Genomic DNA, 18,356 nt, shown 5'->3' with positions numbered 1-18,356 from the left:
CTAATGTCCAATGAAGGGCATCTAAAGTATTAAATAAAAAATGAGGATTAATCTGAGCTTGCAGTGCTCTTAATTCACTACGGCTCCGAATTATTTCCTTTTGATATACCATTGTGATCAAATGATTGGTTTCTTTTACAAGCTGATTATATGTACTGTTTAATTCGTTTATTTCATTTACAGAAGAGATATTAGGTGTCGATGGCAAAGAGCCTTCGCTTGCAAATCTCATCGTATTTGTTAGCCGAATAATGGGTCTAGTAATAATATTGGATAGAAAGAATGAGCAGATGAAATATATTAATAATCCAATGAAGCCAGCTAAGAGGATACTTGTTCTTACCACCGTTATCCCTTTTGTTAACGTACTGAACGGCGTTAGGATGAGAACCGTCCAACCAGTTACATTAGAAAAATTCTTGGTAATCATGTAATCCCTTTCATTAATTTGAACAATTTTTTTATCCCTCTCCACAATTGACTCACTTGATTGCTCAAAATTTGTAATAATCGGTTTATTTAATTCGTCTAAAAGCATAAAATATTGATTTATTTCACCTGTAAGCGCTTGATTTGCAAACTTAAAATAATTTCCATAAATACTAAAAAGTAAATATCCCCCATTTGCAAAACTTCGATTAATAAGGTTTACCCTTCTGATAACCAGAAAATAATTGCTGTCATTGGGATCCTCGCCGATCCACACAAGGCTTCCTTTTGCGTCATCCGCCTTCTTCACCCATCTTGTATCGAGACTAGTCATTAGATTAGCATTATCCAGAGGCAAAATTCGTGTATGATTCCTAGTAAATAATTGAAAGGAAAAAATGCCATCTGAATTAGCGGTTATTGTATTAACCGTCCCCATCAAATCTTGTTTCTCTTGAAAAGCTACATGTTTTTGATCATATTCTTTCGTCAAAAGCTTTTGTACTTTATCATTAGTGGCTACAAGCTTTGATGCCATATTTAATTGTTCATATAAGGTTTCGATTCTGCCATTTGCTTCGACTGCCACTTGCTGTATTTGTTTTTCAGCATTATTTTCTAATAATGAAGATACCTGATTAAATATCAATATACTAACAAATAAAAGAACGACTATCATAACAGATAAAAAAACAAACAAGATTTGATTTCTTAATGTATTCCATTTTCTTAATAAATTGAACATCTATTTATCGCCTTTCTCTTTATTTGCACCATTATTATACCAAATAATCACAAACTTTGTTTATTCGTTATACAAATAAACATTAGTTGCAAAAAAAGAGAGTCTGTTCCATTCTTTTGTAAGAAGTCAGACTCTTTCTTTATTACTATATATCATTATTTATTCCTTTTTGTCTATACTTATTGAATAATCGTTACTCTATTTTTCTTTTGCAACTTTCTTTGTATGCCCCTCATTAAGAGTAGCTTTACGATTCTTCTTGTAGGAGGAATTAACATAATAGCTCCTACAATATCTGTTAAAAATCCTGGGAAAAGTAATAGTAATCCCCCAATTAAAACACAAAAGCTATCTAGTATAGCGTCTCCAGGCATGATTCCTTGATTTAATTGAACCTGCACATTACGAATTGCCTTTAATCCCTGTTTCTTTAATAATATAGCTCCAAGAATTCCTGTTCCTATTACAACAAATAAAGTTTCTGGTATTCCAATTAAATTTCCTGCTAAGAGAAAGATTATAAGCTCTATTATTGGCAATAACAGCAAGCTAATGAAAAAATTTCGCAAAAATTGTCACCGCCCTTCTCTTGTCTACCTACTTATATTATACCTTTTTTCCTTTGCTGAGGATAGTAGACCGCCTTTCGTCCCACTGTTTATTTATGGTAATATCTTTTAATTTATCTTTAGCATTATTTTTATAGGTGGTTTGGCGGAGGGGGCATGGAGGTGCTCTGTTTCCATTTTTCGGTGAATATTATGAAAAGCTATTTTTCATTTCCGTTGCCAATGTAGCTTTCTTCCTTTCCTTGAACACTACCTTTTTTCTAACTACTATCGTGGCTATCATCAAATTGCTTAACCTTTTCTAACTAGAAAAAAAGAAGAATATCCCTTGCCTTATAGCAAGGATATTCTTCTTTTAATCATTTTTTATAGTACGCTAGCATGTCCGCTATAAACATAACCACTACGGGAATCAACAGTTATATCTTGTCCATCCTTTAAGATACTTGTTGCGTTTTCTACTCCAACGATAACAGGGATCCCAATGTTTAAGCCTACAACAGCTGCATGGCTTGTTAAGCCGCCTTCTTCCACAATTACTGCACTACATTTTTCTAATGCAGGCACCATATCGCGATCTGTTGCATTTGTCACAAGAATCGAACCAAAATTAACTTTATCTAGCGCTTCTTTAGCAGTAGTAGCGATTACAGCTTTACCAAATGCTGTCTTACGGCCAATTCCTTGTCCTTTAGCAAGAACATCTCCAATTACATGAATTTTCATGATGTTTGTTGTACCTGCTTCTCCAACAGGAAGACCTGCTGTAATAACTACTAAATCACCATGTGTAACAATAGAGCTGTTAACACCTTCTTGAACTGCTACATCTAGCATTTCATCTGTTGATTCTGATTTTTGGCTTAAGCGTGGATATACTCCCCAAACTAGCGCTAATTGTCTTTGAATACTTGCATCATATGTTACAGCGACAATTGGAGCTTCTGGACGGTATTTAGAAATCATTCTTGCAGTGTGACCGCTACCAGTTGGTGTAATTACTGCTTTTACTTCTAAATTTAATGCTGTATGGGCAACAGATTGTCCGATTGAATCCGTAATGGAATGCTCAGAATCTTTGCTGCGTTTCGATAATATTTCTTTATAATTTAATGCTTCTTCTGCTCTTGAAGCAATATTATTCATTGTTTGTACAGCTTCTACTGGGTAGGATCCTGCAGCTGTTTCACCTGATAGCATAATTGCATCTGTGCCATCAAAGATTGCATTTGCTACGTCACTTGCTTCTGCGCGAGTAGGACGTGGATTACGTTGCATAGAATCTAACATTTGTGTTGCAGTAATAACAGGTTTCCCTAAAGTATTACATTTTTTAATTAATAATTTTTGTACTAATGGTACTTCCTCAGCAGGGATTTCTACTCCTAAATCACCACGGGCAACCATTAATCCATCAGAAACCTCTAAAATTTCATCAATATTATCCACACCTTCTTGGTTTTCAATCTTAGGAATAATATGGATATGAGAAGCATTGTTATCTTCTAATAATTGTTTAATTTCTAAAACATCAGATGCACGGCGTACAAAGGATGCTGCGATAAAATCAATTCCTTGTTCAATACCAAAACGAATATCATTTGCATCTTTTTCAGTCATACCAGGAAGCTTTACAGCTACTCCAGGAACGTTTACACCTTTTTTGTTTTTTAATGTTCCTGAATTTAAGATTTTTGTATGTATTTCACCAGCTGTTTTGTCTATTTTCGTTACTTCTAGACCAATTAAGCCGTCATCCAATAGAATTTTGCTACCTGGGTCCACATCATCAATTAATCCTTCATAAGTAACAGAGAATTTTTCTGTAGTACCTTCCACTTCTGTCATTGAAACGATGATATCATTTCCAGCAACTAATTCAATTGCGCCGTCTTTCATGTTATTTGTTCTGATTTCTGGACCTTTCGTATCTAAAAGGATCGCAATATTGTTTCCAGTAATCTCTGCTGCTTCACGAATATTCTTTATTCTAGCACCATGTTCTTCAAAATCGCCATGGGAAAAGTTAAGGCGAGCAACATTCATTCCAGCTTCCATTAATTGCGTTAATTTTTCCACGCTTTCACTTGCAGGACCAATAGTACATACAATCTTTGTTTTACGCATTAATAATTACCTCCGATAAATAATAGTAAAAAAATAATAGCTAATTTCACAGCATTTTAGGAATTTATGAGTTATCTGTACAATGAAATAGACGAGATAATCATAAATTCCTATCGATTTATTAAATAGATAATTCTTTTGATAAGTGATATAAATTACTATCAATCGTGTGTTTACGCGCTAAAGCTTCAATGATATCATAATCAACCAGTTGATTTTTCTCGATACCTACAGCTCGTCCACCTTTACCTTCTACAAGAAGCTCAACTGCATAAGCACCTAGACGGCTCGCTAATACACGGTCTTGAGCAGTAGGGGAACCACCACGCTGCATATGACCTAATACAGATACACGTGTATCGAAATCGGTATTTTCTTCAATCAATTTACCAATTTCAACACCACTTGCAACACCTTCAGCAACGACAATAATACTATGTTTTTTGCCGCGTTCTTGCCCTTTTTTCAATCTGCCAATAATCTCTTCTAAATTAAAGCCTTCTTCAGGGATAAGAATTGTTTCAGCACCACCAGCTAAACCAGCCCATAATGCGATATCGCCAGCATTTCTTCCCATAACTTCAATAATAAATGTTCTTTCATGAGAAGTTGCAGTATCACGGATTTTATCAATTGCATCAATGACTGTGTTTAGTGCCGTATCAAAGCCAATGGTAAATTCTGTTCCAGGTATATCGTTATCAATTGTACCAGGAACGCCTACACAAGGATAACCTTGTTCTGTAAGCGCCTTCGCACCCATATAAGATCCGTCTCCTCCAATAACAACAAGACCATCAATATTATGTTTTTTTAATTGCTCAATTCCTTTTTGTTGTCCTTCTTTTGTTTTGAATTCTTCACAACGTGCAGAGAAAAGGAATGTTCCACCACGATGAATTATATCGCCAACAGAACCAACTTCTAACTTTTTGAAGTTGCCGCTAATTAGTCCCGCATAACCACCAATAACTCCATATACTTCTACTCCATGAAAAATCGCTTTACGAACTACTGCTCTAACGGCAGCGTTCATTCCAGGTGCGTCACCGCCACTTGTTAATACACCAATTCTTTTAACTGTCATTTCCTCACCTCATAATTTCTTAACAAATAAATTATGTAGCATAACATACATGTACTATTATATAACAAATTATCTGTCTGCAACATTTTTCACAAAATTTACATATATAATTTTATGTAATGCTAACTTTTGTAAAATTAATAGAAAATGTTTATTCTCTATTAATTCCCGATATTTGTATCCAATTCTCCATTAAACAATACTACCATATCATGAAGAATCGCGCATCTCAACTTAAACTATGAAAAAAATAAAAGACGGAATAATCAGCAAATTGAAATCGTTTTATAATAATACGTATTTTTGATCTTTCCCTATTTCTATCACTTTAAACCATAGGAACAAAATCATTTTAACAGTTTTATCATACACATTTCATTATTTTTTATGTATATGTTTTCGGCACTTTATTGTAAAGTTATGTCTAGCTTTCACTAGTTTTATCTTACATATAACAGAAAGCGTAAATTCTAAATAGTTACTCAAATAGTTTCATCAAAAAGACTGTAGACAGTTTTTCTTTATGTCTACAGTCTTAATTCTTGTTATTAGCGTTTTTTAACTATTTTTATATGCTCCGATATTTTTGAACTTATCATAACGATGATTCACAAGTTCTTCCTTTGTCATCCCTTTTAATTCTTTCAGAGATGCATATAAAACCTCATCGATTTGTACCGCTTGTTCTTTTATATCATGATGTGCTCCACCTTTTACTTCTCTTATAATCGAATCGATAATACCTAATCCTTTTAAGTCTGGAGCAGTAATTTTCATTTTTTCAGCAGCTTGTTTTGCCTGTGCAGCATCTTTCCATAAAATAGATGCTGCACCCTCAGGAGTAATAACCGAGTAAGTGGAATTCTCCAGCATATGGATATGGTTACCTACACCAAGAGCTAATGCTCCACCACTACCACCTTCCCCAATTACGATACAAACAATTGGGACTTGCATGGATGCCATTTCAAATAAATTTTTTGCAATGGCTTCACTTTGTCCTCTTTCTTCGGCAGCTTTACCTGGATATGCTCCTTTTGTGTCAATAAAACAAATAATGGGACGATTAAACTTATCCGCTTGCTTCATCAAACGAAGCGCTTTTCGATATCCTTCTGGATGGGGCATTCCAAAATTCCTACGAATATTTTCTTTTGTATCCTTCCCTCTTTGATGACCAACAATTGTTACAGGCAAACCTTTATATTTTGCAATTCCGCCAACAATTGCCTCATCATCTCCAAATCCTCTATCGCCATGCAACTCGATAAAATCTGTAAACAAATGAGAGATATAATCGAGAGTCGTTGGTCTATTTGGATGTCTAGCAATCTGAACCCTATCCCATGGCTTCATATTATCATAGATATCATTTTCAAGTTTTTTTAAGCGAAGCTCCAATTTTTCAATTTCTGTACTTAAATCAACATTTGCATTTTCCGAGAAATCTTTCAACTCTTTAATTTTATCTTTCAAATCATTTATCGGCTTATCAAAATCTAATCCTACCACTCTAAATCACCACCAGTTTGATGCATTTCCAGCACTAAGCTAAGCTTTTCTTTTAACTCTAATCTAGGTATGACTGCATCTAATTGACCATGCTTTAGTAAAAACTCTGCTGTTTGAAAATCCTCAGGAAGTTCTTCTCCAATTGTTTGCTCAATAATTCGACGTCCTGCAAAACCAATTAATGCTCCTGGTTCAGCAAAATTATAATCACCAAGCGAGGCGAAGCTTGCAGAAACTCCTCCTGTCGTTGGATGTGTCATAATCGTTATATATAAACCACCATTATCACTAAATCGTTTTAATGCGGTACTCGTTTTAGCCATTTGCATCAAACTTAATACGCCTTCTTGCATTCTTGCTCCACCTGAAGCAGTAAAAATGATAAACGGTACAGAAAGCTCGTCTGCCGTTTCAATAGCAAGTGTTATTTTTTCTCCAACTACCGATCCCATACTCCCCATTCGGAAAGAAGAATCCATTACTGCTATCACTACTTTATTTCCATTTATTTCGCCAGTGCCAGTAACAACTGCTTCATTCATATTCGTTTTCTTAATATCTCCAGCAATCTTATCCTCATAGCCAGGAAAATGTAACGGATTGCCTGTTTTCATGTCCTCATTTAGTTCGATAAAAGTTGCTTCATCAAGGATACTATTCATTCTTTCATATGCTTTCATTGGTAAATGATACCCACAATTCAAACAAACCTTTAAATTCTTCTGTAGCTCACGTGTATACATTATTTTCTTACAATTAGAACATTTTGTCATAATACCTTCAGGAACTTCATTTTTCGATAATTCTGAAGGCAATGTAGCATATTTAAGTTTTTTCGATTTCGAAAATATCCCCTTTATCAATATGGAAACCTCCCCATAAGTAACAATTTAGATTTGAATCGGATTCCTGTCATTTCCATGCACCATTATTCATTTAAAGTTATTGTAAATACTATACACACTCCATAATTTCATTTGATTCTTATCATGTAATGCATCTAATAGAAGGAGGAAATCTTCCCTTCTCCATCCTTTTGTAGGAATCTTTAAGGAGTGATAATAGTCATTCAAAATTGTCCATAAACGATGGACCAAAAAATTATCAGCTATTTTTATTAACTGAAAGAAAAATTCACTTTCTGACCGTTCTTGCACTTTCACCCATTGTTTTAAATATTCGATTTCATCTGCTGTTATTTTTTCCATCGCAATATATAGAGCGTTTAATTGAATATAATTCTTCGTCTCCAAAACATCTTGCTTGGCTTTATCATTCTGCAAGATGAATGTACTGATTAGTTCTACTAGTTTATGACCTTGGAAATCACGAAGAAAGGTTCCTTCCCCTTTTCTTGTTTCAATAAGTCCAAGTAGCTCTAATGCCCTCAAGGCTTCCCTAATAGACGATCTTCCAGCTCCTAGCGTTTCACTTAATACCCGTTCAGATGGAAGCTTGTCCCCAGGCTTAAGACCATTCTGATCAATCATTTCTCGTAAATGATTAACGATATCCACATATAATTTGGATTCCTTTGAAGATGATTCATTCACCTTATGTCATCACTCACTTCTTTCTTGCCATAATAGGGCAAATATAATTAGAAAATAAATAAAGTATAAGTACAATAATCCAATCCAAAAAATTTCGCTAAGTGGTCTGACCAGTTAGCTTATTAAACAATATACTATCTTTGAAAAGTTGTAAAGTTTTATTCAGCTAAGATAACTTGATTAGTACCAAGCAGAGCAGTTAATTCTTCGATACATTCCTTACTTGGAGAAATTTTATATTCTTCGCTCAAAATTATATTTTTTCCTGTTTCTTCATAGTGAATAATAACAGGAGTAATTCCTGGATATTTCCTAATAATCGTAAGAAGCTTTGCTTTTTGGTCAATCATTTTTTTCTCACTCATCACTTTAATAAATAGCTTATGATTTTTTTTAGGAAGTGATTGGACTATCGTTCCCATCGATTCAACCATTTGAATAACGAGTTGTTTCGTTCCATTTCTGTCTTCACATTTCCCTTCCATATAGACCGTTTCACCTATTTTTAGCAGTTCATGATATTTTTTAAAGACAAGTGGAAATATAACGCCTTGAATGTCACCGCTTTGATCGCTTAACTGTATAAAAGCCATTGGTTCGCCTTTTTTTGTACGTATTGCATTTAATTCTGTTATATATACAATACATCTTTGTTTCTTCCCTGTTTCTATTTCATTAATGGGAGTAGTTTGTAAAGAAGTCTGATACTGTTTATAAATAGATACTGGGTGGTCTGACAAGTAAAATCCCAATGCATCTTTTTCTAAAGCTAATTTATCCTCTACTTTAAGTGGCTCCACTTTTACATATTTCGGCTTAAAAAAGAAATCGTCGTCACTAAACAAATCATTTTGGTCTGCATCCTCTGGATGAACTAACTGTGCATGCTGAATTGCCACATCAATGGTAGCAAGCAGCGTAGCCCGGTCTACGCCAAATTCATCAAAGCTTCCTGAGTAGATTAGCATTTCCATCACTTTTCTATTTATCGTCTTTGGAGAGACACGAATACAAAAATCAAATAAATCCTCAAATTTTTTCTGATTTCTTGCCTTTAGTATTTCTTTCATTACGTTTGTGCCAATCCCTTTTATCGCAACTAAACTATAACGAATTTTGTTCTTTTCAACTCGGAAAAAGTAATTACTTTTATTAATGGATGGCGGAGCCACTTCGATATTCATTTGTTTTAATTCTTGAATATATTGAAGTATTTTCCCTGTATTTCCAATAGACGATGTCAGTAACGAAGCCATAAAATATAGTGGATAATTAGCCTTTAAATAAGCAAGCTGATAAGCAATCATACTATATGCCACTGCATGGCTCCTATTAAAACCATAATTAGCAAATCGTACTATTAACTCATATATTTCATTCGCCGTTTTCTCGTGATATCCTTTTCTTGCCGCACCTTTTACAAAATGAATCTTTTCTTGTTCTAGAATATCTTTTTGTTTCTTGCTCACAGCTCGCCTTAACAAATCTGCCTCTCCTAGCGAAAAACCAGCCATTTTAGAAGCAATTTGCATTATTTGCTCTTGATAAACAATTACTCCATATGTGCTGCTTAATATTTCCTCTAAATCAGGATGATAATAGTTAATCGACTCTTTGCCATGTTTTCTATTGATGTAATGAGGAATATTTTCCATTGGTCCTGGACGATAAAGCGCATTAACGGCTACAATGTCTTCAAAATCAGTTGGCTGTAGCCTTTTTAACACATTGCGCATTCCTTCTGACTCCAATTGAAATATCCCAGTTGTCTCCCCTTTACTTAGAAGCTTGAACACAGCTGGATCATCAATCGGTATTTTTCTTATATCAATCTTTTTCTTAGTTGTTTTGTAAATCATTTCAAGAATAGATTCCATGAAAGAAAGATTTCTTAATCCGAGAAAGTCCATTTTTAATAAACCAAGTTCTTCTAAATATTCCATGCTGTACTGTGTTAAGTAAATATCTTCATGCCCACTCTGAATCGGAATAATTTCCACAAGCGGTTGTTGACTAAGGACTACGCCAGCAGCATGCGTAGAAGTGTGCCTTGGAAGCCCTTCAATTTTACAAGCGGTATCAAACAGTTTTTTATTACGAGGAGATGCTGCAACAAATTGCTGCAATCGAGTTGATTCTTGATAGCTCTGTTTAAGATTGATTCCTAGCTTAGATGGAATCATCCTTGAAAGTTCATCCAACTCTTTTACAGATAGACCAAACGCTCTGCCAACATCTCGCAAAGCAGCTTTAGCTGCCAATGTCCCAAAGGTAATAATCTGTGCAACATGAAGTTCTCCATACTTATTTTTCACGTATGAAATAACTTTTTCACGCTTATTATCCGGAAAATCAATATCGATATCAGGCATGGAAATTCTCTCCGGATTTAGAAATCTTTCAAAAAGCAATTGATACTTAATAGGATCTACATCTGTAATATGTAAAACATAGGCAACGATTGACCCAGCGGCCGATCCCCTCCCTGGACCTGTTAGAACACCATTTTCTCGTGCGTACTTCATAAAATCCCAAACAATTAAAAAATAATCGCTATAATTCATTTTTCCAATTATGCCAAGTTCATATTCCAACCGCGCTTTATGTTCTAGAGTAGGCTCTGGATATCTTTCATTTAATCCAGCAAGACATAATTCTTTCAAATAGCTTAGTGCGTTTTTCCCTGTAGGTACAGTATATTTAGGCAAGGTAGCAAGTATACCTTCCATCTCTATCTGGCAAGATTCACCTACATTCCAAGTATTCTCAAGAATCTCTGGAACATCATGAAAAAGTTCTATCATTTCTTCTTTATTTTTTAAATAATGCTGATTGGAATTCCATTCATTTTGCTCTAAATCTGATAGCTTTTCTGAATTTTTAATTGCCTTTAAGCATTCATAAGCGAAATGATCCTCTTCCTTTAGGTATAGTACATTATTTGTTGCTACAAGCTTCACTTCTTCTTCGATAGCTACTTTCCTTAATTGTTCATTGAACGTTTCCTCAATGGATAAACCATGTCTTTGGATGGATAAGAAGCATTGGCCAGGTTCAAAAATAGACTTCCATAACAATAATGTATTTCGTGCCGATTCCATATCATCCTTCAGAATACTTTGTTCAATTTCTCCCTCGAATCCTGGGGAAATGGCTATCAAGCCCTTTGCATAATGCTTTAGCCACTTCACCGGAATTCCTTGTGGATTCTTTGTTTGAATGGCACTGGTAATTTTTAATAAATTTTTAAACCCAAGACTATTTCTAGCTAATAAGATTAATGGATATGCATTTTCTTTTTCCCTTTCACTTATTACATCTACTGTTAGTCCAATAATCGGTTTTATTCCTTGCTTCCATGCTTCTTTATAGAAAGAAGCTGCACCATACATAACATTTCGATCGGTTAAAGCAATGGAATGATACCCTTGCATTTTAGCATTACTGACCAACTCTTTTATCGAAAGAGTACTAGATAAAAGACTATATGCGCTAGAAACCTGAAGATGTACAAAAGACATAAATTCACCACTTTTCTTGTAAATTTTTTAATTTCCTATTAACAGAATATATTACTATGCTCATTCCTTTAAAAAGGACGATTTTCTACCGAAAATCTTCCGTTACCGTCCTTTTAGGATAATTTTTAAAAATATCATTTTCCCCTTAAAAATGTTTGGGGAAATAAACCTTTTTCCTTTCATTATAGTTGTTCACAGCAAAAAAAGAAAATATGTTCTCTTTATGGAGCTTTCCGAGTATTTAGAAATATTCCCATTGCATTTATAGGAAATGGGATACGATTTATAATCAAAAAACGATGCAAACATCCCCCCTTTAAAACATATAAAAGGAAGTTGTTAAAAACACTCATAAAACTGATAGTTTGTCCATAGTAATAAGAATAGAAGAATACTAGATAACGGTTTTACCATTTTTCAAAAGTGTTGCTAATAAGCGTGATGAATACGACAAACAATCTTTAGTCCTTGCTAGTAACTTTGCGGTCTTTTTTAGCAATGGACAAAACTAAAAAAGATAGAGAGGATAAATATATGAACCAACAGCCATTCTTCCCTACCTTCATTGAAAGTTACTTTATTGCATTAGGCGTTATATTAGGTGGAGCACTTTTAGGCGGTCTCGCCGCATTTCTAACAGGAAAACCACTCATCACAGAAATCATCCGTATATCTGGAATCATAAAAATCTGGGCAATCGTCACCGCAATTGGTGGTACATTTGATGCGATTGATACAATTGAAAAGGGAATTTATGATGCCGGAACAAAGGATTTATTTAAGCAAATCTTATTAATTGTCTCTGCTTTTGGTGGCGCGCATACTGGAATAACGATTATAAAATGGATAACGCAGGAGTATATTTAAAATGAGAATTCCACCATATTATAAAAATCAGGCAGTGCAGCGTTTTTTTGCTGGGATGGTAATCGGCGGGGTAATCAGTTGGTGCATTTTTGTCTTTATTTTTGGCGTATGGCAGGAAAGATATAGTTCAGAAATTAAAACACAAAAAGCTACCATTGAAGATTTAGAAAGAGAGAAGAAAATTTGGCAAGAGGAGTTTGCTGCACAAAACAAAACAACCGAGGAAAAGCTGACAGTTGAAGGCATTGTTGTAAAAATAAACAATACAGATAAAGAAAAATATGACATTAAGCCATTCAATGCCCTTGAGATGGAAGATGCGATGAAAGAAGATTTATCGACCATTATTGCCAAAGACCTTGATATGGTATATAAAAGTCGGGCATTATTGAAAAAATCAATTGAAAACAAAGTAGTAGAATCTGATAAGAAGCGCTATAAATTTAAAGTAACAGAGTTGATTATCTATACAACAGTTCATGTTGAATTAAGTGTTACCTTTGCCGATTAAAAAGCAGCACGAGAAGGAGCAACCTTTCCTTACCAAAGAATTGTTCCGTTCATGAAGTAAATGAAGATAGTTCACTAAAAAACGATACTTACTTAGCTTTTGAAATAAGGTGCTGCTCCATAAAAATGAGATAGCACCTCTTTACTAGTAAAATTTATTTACAAACTTCCTCTAGATCTCTTATTACTGTACCTACTTCATCCCAATGATATATTGTTGCACCTGAAGCTAAAGGATGCCCTCCACCATTATACTTTTTTGCAATACCATTAATAACTGGTCCTTTCGAACGCAGCCTTACTCGTATTTGATCAGACTCCTCTATGAAAAAGGCCCATGCTTTTAAACCTTTTACGCTTCCAAGACTGCTAACAAGTAAAGAAGCCTGTGCTGGAGTAGCATGAAATTGATCTAGTATCTCCTTGTTAATCATCATGCTTGCAACACCATTTTCATGAACATTAAAATTCTGGAGCACAAATCCACTCAGCTTTACAATAGAAGGGGCAAGTTCGTACATTTGGTCATATATATCTGTACGCGAAAACGAATACTTGATTAATTCTCCAGCATAATGAAATGTTTTTTCTGATGTGCTCGGATATAGAAATCTCCCTGTATCTCCAACAATTCCAGCGTATAGTAGCCTAGCAGCTTCATCACTCATCTTTAGTCCTTGATCTTTTCCAAACAAATACAGCTCATAAATCAACTCACTAGTTGAACTAGCTGTAGTCTCTACCCAAGCAATATCCCCATATGCATCATCATTTGGATGATGATCTATCTTAATCAGCATTTTACCTGTTTGATATCGCTGGTCACAAACTCTTTCTTGATTAGCTGTATCACATACAATGACTAAAGCATCTTTAAATGTACTATCATCAATCTCATCTAATCTTCTAAGAAAGTTTAATGAGATTTCTTCTTTCCCTACGGTGTACACGTTTTTTTCCGGAAAAGAGGCTTTAATGATTTCAGCTAATCCCCCTTGAGATCCATATGCATCAGGATCTGGACGTACATGTCTATGAATAATGATTGTATCAAACACTTTAATTGCATCTAGTATTTGCTGTTTCATTTATTTCTCCCTTCCTTAATGACGGTCAATTAATTGACACATCATCATCGCTTTTCCTACAAGGATCCCATGGTTAAATACTTCCACATCTACCTTCCCAAATTTTCGTCCTACTTCTAGAATTTTGGGGGAAATTTCAATAACACTATCCATTTGAACAGGCTTGATAAAATAGATTGTCATATTTTCTACAACTAAATCCCCTTTTTTAAAACCTCTTAGTATTCTATTCGCTGCTTCTGATACAATTGTTGTAAAAACCCCGTATGAGATAGTGCCTAAATGATTTGTCATTTGCGGTGTCACTTCACAGGAAAAGGTAGTTTCCCCCTTATTTTTCCCTTTTGCCAACAATACATGCTTTGTTACAATATCATCAATTGTTTCCCCGATTTGAGGCTGCCTTTGGTTCATTTGCAATGCCTTTAATACATCTTGTCGACTTATGATTCCTTCTAGCTTATTTGCTTCATCTACAACAGGTAGTACTTCGATACCTTCCCATACCATCATATGAGAACAAGAAGCAACACTTGTTTTCCCGCTAACAGTCATTGGATGCTTTGTCATGACTTTATCAATAGTCATATCCATCGATTTTCCGATAATATCCTTAGAAGTAATCATTCCTTGCACTTTAAAGCTTTGATCAACTACTGGAAAGCGTCCATGCAAAGTGTCTTTATTATATTGATGCCACAATGCAACATTATCAGTTGTCTTTAAATAGATTGTATCTTTAAGTGGCGTTAATATATCTTCCACTAAAACAATCTCTTTTTTTATTAGCTGATCATAGATTGCTCGATTTATCATTGCTGCAACAGTAAATGTATCATAGCTTGTTGAAATAATGGGCAGCTGCAATTCATCTGCTAATCTTTTCACATGATCCTCTGTATCAAATCCGCCCGTTATTAAAACCGCTGCTCCTGCTTTTAAAACATGCTCCTGTGCACGGACTCGATTCCCAATAATCAAAAGATTACCAGCACCCGTGTAACGCATCATTGCATCTAATTTCATCGCTCCGATAACAAAACGGTTCAATGTTTTATGTAAACCAGCTCTTCCGCCAAGAACTTGTCCATCGACAATATTTACTACTTCAGCGTATGTTAATTTCTCAATATTCTCTTTCTTTTTCCGTTCAATTCTAATCGTACCGACTCTTTCAATCGTACTTACATATCCTTTATTTTCTGCCTCTTTAATTGCTCGATAAGCAGTACCTTCGCTTACATTCAATGCTTTTGCGATTTGACGGACAGAGATTTTTTCTCCTACTTGTAATTCATCAATATAATTTAGTATTTGCTCATGTTTTGTAGCCAAATTACCACCCTCTTTTTAAGAACAGCGCATTGCATCCAATCTAACCTTTAAAAAGTCCTGTTCTTTTGATAAGGAAAGGAAACTTCTTGAAGTTTAGGCTAGACGAGAACGACTTGCACTAGACATTTTAATACCTTTTTTTCTATTTATCTGAAATTATTATCATTCAACTATTGAAAAGCTTACATATCTTTATTATAGAGTGAACTACTAGGGTATTCAATGACTTCTCGACTAATCGGTATAAAACATTCCAACATATATGGAAGTTAAAGGGGGGATGGTGTGGATTGAAAGATTTTACTTTAATCAACAATTATTATAAAAAGCAAAAGCTAGTAGAAGGTTCACCATACTAGCTTTTTTCACTTTATTGATAATAATATATTTTTTTCTTTTTCTGTAATTTTTTAGATGATTTTTTCACTGTTCTTGATTTTTTGGGAGTATATAGTAATGCAGTTAAATTTCCTGCTATCACCATCAAGGCAAATGCTAGCCAAGTAATCGAGAATATTCCTTCTGCTCCTTCGGAAAATGGGGAAAGTCTTGGCATGCCATAGTATAAAAAGACTCCACACAATAAGATACATAATAAATATCTATTTTTATTCATAGTCGTAAAACCTCCTTGTTTCCATACTATGCGGACAAGGGTTAAAAAAGTATTTAAAAATCAGCAAATTATTATACTAACAATAATTTGCTAAACGATCTGAAAAAATTTGGGGAAGCTAAATATTTACATGCTTGATTTTAGTTGTTACTCTTATAAGATAAGGAATGCATTCACCTAGTCCTACGGATAAAACGTAAGTATAACGAATCCTATATTTTTTAAGAAACACGGAGGTTGGTTTAATTGGAACAAAAATTAGAGTCTTTAGCGCATTGGATGAAGCAAGAAGAAATTGATTTCACTTTTCTCACATCAACAGATAATATTTTTTATTTTAGCGGATTTTATAGTGACCCACATGAAAGATTATTGGCTTTGATTCTGTTCCCAGAAAAAGATCCCATATTGGTTTGTCCTTCTATGGAAAAAAATGATGCGAAAAACGCTGGCTGGAATCATGACATCATCGGATATAGTGATACCGACAATCCTTGGGAAACTATTCAAACTATGGTTGAAGCTCGAACAAGCAGTAGAAATAAAGTAGCTCTTGAGATGGATCATATGAATGTTGCTAGATATCACGCACTGCAGACTTCTTTCCCTACTATTCAATCATATGTTTCTGCCGAAGAAAAAATTAATACCTTACGTATGATTAAAACTGCTGATGAACTAGCAAAAATAAAAGAAGCTTGTAAATGGGCGGATTATGCTATAGAAGTTGGCTGTAATGAAATTGAGGAAGGTAAATCAGAGATGGAGATTCTCGCAAGTATTGAATATGAATTAAAGAAAAAGGGGATCGGCAAAATGTCCTTTTCTACTATGGTACTTACCGGTATAAATGGTGCTTCTCCCCACGGTAATCCTGGAGAAACTCAAATAAAAAAAGGGGATCTAGTTTTATTTGACTTAGGAGTAGTTGTGGATGGTTACTGTTCAGACATTACTAGAACTGTTGCATATGGAGATATTAGCGAAAAACAAAAGGACATCTATGACACAGTTTTAAAAGCACAGCTTGCCGCAATTGAAGTATCTAAGGCTGGAGTTTCATGTGCAACCATTGACCAAGTTGCACGTAACACAATTAGAAATGCAGGGTACGGAGAATTTTTCCCACATCGTTTAGGTCACGGATTAGGTATTAGTGTTCATGAATTCCCTTCCTTAACAGAAACAAATCCCTTGTTACTACAAGAAGGCATGGTTTATACAATTGAACCTGGAATTTACGTTCCTAATGTTGCTGGAGTTCGAATTGAGGATGATGTCTACGTTACAAAAGAAGGTGTGGAAATATTAACGAAATTTCCTAAAGAGCTTCAAGTAATCTCATAAGGTATAACAAACTTTCATGTTCCATAAGGAATAGCTAATTATTTCCTTATGGAACACCCTTCTTTACCTTCCATTCTATTTCATCGTTACTCTTCTATCATACGAATTTTCTATAATCTGTCTCCATTTAGATGCAGTACTTGCACTTATTTAAAAGATACATCATAAAATACCTAGACTTTAAGGGGAAGAAGGGTAAATAGAATGGTGATATATATGGATTATACAGATCCAAAAACATCATTTACTTATGATGTAAATAAGAGCAATTTTTTTAAAAGAGATAATTACAACTATATTAATGTCTTAGGAGAGCAACAATTAAATTCATTGGAAAATGTATCATTACTAGATATTTATTTAAGTAAAGATATAGTAGTGGAACCACATGTACATCAAAATGCTGCGGAACTCGTTTATTGTATTTCTGGTTCTGCAACGGTGTCGCTATTAAATCCATTTTCGAAGGAAATCCAAAACTATACAATTACAGCGGGTCAAGTCGCGAATGTTCCTCAAGGTTGGTGGCATTATGAGATAGCGAACACAAATAATACTCATCTTTTAGCTATATTTGACGCACCTACACCTGAAGCTATCTTTGGCTCTGATTTACTTCGTCTAACACCACCCGAAATAATGGCTCATACTTATTCCATGGACGTAAATAAATGGAAATCTACTATCTCTCCTATTAATCAAACAACCATTCTCGGTCCATCGATTAACAGAAGTAATCAAAGGGACAATTACCCAGCTCACACTTATCCTCCCCAGCTAACTTATCAACATCCTTACCCATTCCCAAGATATTATTAATAATAGAATCCATACCATTGATTAAATCTGTGCAATTTCTACTACTTCATTAAATCTGATTAATCGAAGGAAATTACACCTAGCAATAAAATGAGGCTGGGACATAAGTATTTCAATCAACAGAAAACATGAACTATAATGTAATTAAATTATATTATAGTTCGTGTTTGTTTTTTTTTTAGAAAACGGTTTAAAAACGAAGTGAAATGGAGCGGAGGACGCTCGACTCCT

General features: G+C 34.5%; 15 protein-coding genes. 4 read left to right on the top strand and 11 right to left on the bottom strand.

The window, feature by feature from the left end; translation table 11 throughout:
* The 8 genes from ADJ83_RS00715 to dnaE all read right to left on the bottom strand — a co-directional run.
* The coding region (locus ADJ83_RS00715; RefSeq protein ID WP_048716418.1) for a sensor histidine kinase at positions 1-1,174 on the bottom strand (1,174 nt) is incomplete at its 3' end.
* A 179-nt stretch (positions 1,175-1,353) separates the two neighbouring features.
* Positions 1,354-1,743, bottom strand: a complete 390-nt coding sequence (locus ADJ83_RS00710) for an FxsA family protein (RefSeq protein ID WP_031534901.1) — start codon at positions 1,741-1,743, stop codon at positions 1,354-1,356.
* Positions 1,744-2,109: 366 nt separating this feature from the next.
* A complete protein-coding gene (gene pyk / locus ADJ83_RS00705) occupies positions 2,110-3,870 on the bottom strand; it encodes a pyruvate kinase (RefSeq protein ID WP_031534903.1) in 1,761 nt (586 codons plus the stop codon).
* Between the two features lie 121 nt (positions 3,871-3,991).
* Entirely contained in the window at positions 3,992-4,957 is a 966-nt protein-coding gene (gene pfkA / locus ADJ83_RS00700) for a 6-phosphofructokinase (RefSeq protein ID WP_031534905.1), read from the bottom strand.
* A gap of 558 nt (positions 4,958-5,515) precedes the next feature.
* Entirely contained in the window at positions 5,516-6,469 is a 954-nt protein-coding gene (accA, locus tag ADJ83_RS00695; protein ID WP_031534907.1) for an acetyl-CoA carboxylase carboxyl transferase subunit alpha, read from the bottom strand.
* Positions 6,463-7,332 carry an acetyl-CoA carboxylase, carboxyltransferase subunit beta gene (gene accD / locus ADJ83_RS00690; protein ID WP_031534909.1) on the bottom strand — a complete coding sequence of 290 codons (870 nt, stop codon included), beginning with the start codon at positions 7,330-7,332 and terminating at the stop codon, positions 6,463-6,465. Before accD ends, accA begins: the two co-directional genes overlap by 7 nt.
* Before the next feature lie 69 nt (positions 7,333-7,401).
* On the bottom strand, positions 7,402-8,022 hold the full coding sequence (locus ADJ83_RS00685; protein ID WP_031534911.1) for a FadR/GntR family transcriptional regulator: 621 nt from the start codon (positions 8,020-8,022) through the stop codon (positions 7,402-7,404).
* Positions 8,023-8,180: 158 nt separating this feature from the next.
* Positions 8,181-11,543, bottom strand: coding sequence for a DNA polymerase III subunit alpha (dnaE, locus tag ADJ83_RS00680; protein WP_031534913.1), 3,363 nt, complete (start codon positions 11,541-11,543; stop codon positions 8,181-8,183).
* A gap of 534 nt (positions 11,544-12,077) precedes the next feature.
* On the opposite strand from dnaE, the gene ADJ83_RS00675 reads away from it, so the two are divergent.
* Both ADJ83_RS00675 and ytrI read left to right on the top strand, forming a co-directional pair.
* Positions 12,078-12,410, top strand: coding sequence for a YtrH family sporulation protein (locus ADJ83_RS00675; RefSeq protein ID WP_031534915.1), 333 nt, complete (start codon positions 12,078-12,080; stop codon positions 12,408-12,410).
* 1 nt (position 12,411) lies between these two features.
* Entirely contained in the window at positions 12,412-12,921 is a 510-nt protein-coding gene (gene ytrI / locus ADJ83_RS00670) for a sporulation membrane protein YtrI (RefSeq protein WP_031534917.1), read from the top strand.
* A gap of 154 nt (positions 12,922-13,075) precedes the next feature.
* On the opposite strand, the gene ADJ83_RS00665 is transcribed toward ytrI, so the two are convergent.
* The 3 genes from ADJ83_RS00665 to ADJ83_RS00655 all read right to left on the bottom strand — a co-directional run bounded on the left by ADJ83_RS00665 (position 13,076) and on the right by ADJ83_RS00655 (position 15,959).
* Positions 13,076-14,008, bottom strand: a complete 933-nt coding sequence (locus ADJ83_RS00665) for a DHH family phosphoesterase (RefSeq protein ID WP_031534919.1) — start codon at positions 14,006-14,008, stop codon at positions 13,076-13,078.
* Between the two features lie 15 nt (positions 14,009-14,023).
* The gene (locus tag ADJ83_RS00660) at positions 14,024-15,343 is read right to left on the bottom strand and encodes a CBS domain-containing protein (RefSeq protein WP_031534921.1); all 1,320 of its coding nucleotides are present in this window, start codon (positions 15,341-15,343) and stop codon (positions 14,024-14,026) included.
* Between the two features lie 370 nt (positions 15,344-15,713).
* Positions 15,714-15,959, bottom strand: coding sequence for a hypothetical protein (locus tag ADJ83_RS00655; RefSeq protein ID WP_031534923.1), 246 nt, complete (start codon positions 15,957-15,959; stop codon positions 15,714-15,716).
* A gap of 246 nt (positions 15,960-16,205) precedes the next feature.
* Between ADJ83_RS00655 and ADJ83_RS00650 the strand changes: the two genes are divergently transcribed.
* A complete protein-coding gene (locus tag ADJ83_RS00650; RefSeq protein WP_081836538.1) occupies positions 16,206-17,306 on the top strand; it encodes a M24 family metallopeptidase in 1,101 nt (366 codons plus the stop codon).
* A 204-nt stretch (positions 17,307-17,510) separates the two neighbouring features.
* Complete coding sequence (locus ADJ83_RS00645; RefSeq protein WP_031534927.1) at positions 17,511-18,125, top strand: cupin domain-containing protein; 615 nt, start codon at positions 17,511-17,513, stop codon at positions 18,123-18,125.
* The last annotated feature ends 231 nt before the right edge of the window (positions 18,126-18,356 follow it).

Source organism: Bacillus sp. 522_BSPC (assembly GCF_001076885.1).
Lineage (GTDB): Bacteria > Bacillota > Bacilli > Bacillales > Cytobacillaceae > Niallia > Niallia hominis.
The sequence above is the reverse complement of the archived record's forward strand: the minus strand, read 5'-3'. Positions and strand labels throughout refer to the sequence as shown.

Bases quoted from the DNA above. Each gene is read 5' to 3' on its own strand.
- pyk (WP_031534903.1), bottom strand. From the start codon at position 3,870: ATGCGTAAAACAAAGATTGTATGTACTATTGGTCCTGCAAGTGAAAGC.
- ADJ83_RS00665 (WP_031534919.1), bottom strand. From the start codon at position 14,008: ATGAAACAGCAAATACTAGATGCAATTAAAGTGTTTGATACAATCATT.
- ADJ83_RS00655 (WP_031534923.1), bottom strand. From the start codon at position 15,959: ATGAATAAAAATAGATATTTATTATGTATCTTATTGTGTGGAGTCTTT.
- dnaE (WP_031534913.1), bottom strand. From the start codon at position 11,543: ATGTCTTTTGTACATCTTCAGGTTTCTAGCGCATATAGTCTTTTATCT.
- ADJ83_RS00645 (WP_031534927.1), top strand. From the start codon at position 17,511: ATGGTGATATATATGGATTATACAGATCCAAAAACATCATTTACTTAT.
- ADJ83_RS00675 (WP_031534915.1), top strand. From the start codon at position 12,078: ATGAACCAACAGCCATTCTTCCCTACCTTCATTGAAAGTTACTTTATT.
- pfkA (WP_031534905.1), bottom strand. From the start codon at position 4,957: ATGACAGTTAAAAGAATTGGTGTATTAACAAGTGGCGGTGACGCACCT.
- ytrI (WP_031534917.1), top strand. From the start codon at position 12,412: ATGAGAATTCCACCATATTATAAAAATCAGGCAGTGCAGCGTTTTTTT.